This window comes from Neorhizobium sp. SHOUNA12A, from assembly GCF_023006505.1.
Lineage (GTDB): Bacteria > Pseudomonadota > Alphaproteobacteria > Rhizobiales > Rhizobiaceae > Neorhizobium.
Window position 1 is genome coordinate 1 of record NZ_JALBGV010000194.1, and the last position, 1,048, is coordinate 1,048.

1 protein-coding gene is annotated in these 1,048 nt (G+C 59.0%); it reads left to right on the top strand.

The window, feature by feature from the left end:
* Nucleotides 1-88: 88 nt before the first annotated feature.
* Nucleotides 89-1,032, top strand: a protein-coding gene (locus tag MOV63_RS32425) for an IS630 family transposase (protein WP_247039839.1) whose coding sequence is annotated in 2 segments (ribosomal slippage) — nucleotides 89-425 and nucleotides 425-1,032 — 945 coding nt in all. Because the reading frame shifts where the segments join, the coding sequence is not laid out codon by codon here.
* Nucleotides 1,033-1,048: the final 16 nt, after the last annotated feature.

Genomic DNA, 1,048 nt, shown 5'->3' on the forward strand with positions numbered 1-1,048 from the left:
CTAGAGCAGATCCTGTGATCGATGAATCGATTGTGAGGTGACGCGGCGAGCCGAAGCTGATTCAGCATCCACAGCGATGAGGTGGGTGATGGCGCAAGCATTAAGCGATGATCTTCGACTACGCGTATTAAAGGCGTCTGCGGCCGGCATGTCAGCAAGGCAAGCCGCAGCCCGGTTCGGGGTTGGGATTTCGACGGCCATCCGGTGGATCGCAAGAGCGAAAGACGGCGAGCCGACCTCCCGGCCGCAAGGTTGGCGACGACCGTCGGTGCTGGACGCACACGAGGCATTCGTTGTTGAGCTAATCGAAGACCGTAAGGACGTAACGCTCGATGAAATGGTCGAGCGCTTGTCCGTCGAGCGGCAAGTGAGGATCAGCCGGAGTGCACTTGGTGCCTGGTTGCGAGGCCGCGGATGGACCTTTAAAAAAAGTCCGCACATGCACTGGAGCAAGACCGGCCGGATGTCCTGAAGCGCCGGCGCGTCTGGTTTGATGGTCAGCTCAACCTCGATCCCGAGAAGCTAATATTTGTAGACGAAACCGGCCTTTCGACGAAGATGGCACGTCTGCGCGGGCGTGCAATTCGAGGCGAGCGTTGCCGCGCCGGCGTGCCACATGGCCATTGGAAAACAACGACCTTCACCGGAGCATTGCGTCTCACCGGAATGACCGCGCCATTTGTCTACGATGGCGCCATGAACGGTAACGTCTTCCTGGCCTACGTCGAGCAGGTGCTGGTCCCGACTCTTCAGGTCGGTGATGTCGTCGTCATGGACAACTTGCCGGCACACAAGACATCCGGTGTGCGGGATGCCATCGAGCGCGCCGGCGCCAAGCTCATGTTCCTGCCTCCCTATAGTCCCGACTTCAATCCCATCGAAAACGCATTCTCGAAATTGAAAGCCATGTTGCGGGCGCGGGCGGAGCGAAAGGTCGATGCTCTATGGGATGCCGTCGGCGCCTTGATCCCCCGCTTCACACCGGCAGAATGCGCAAACTACTTCAGGGCTGCTGGATATGACCCGGATTGAACAGGATGTGCTCTAG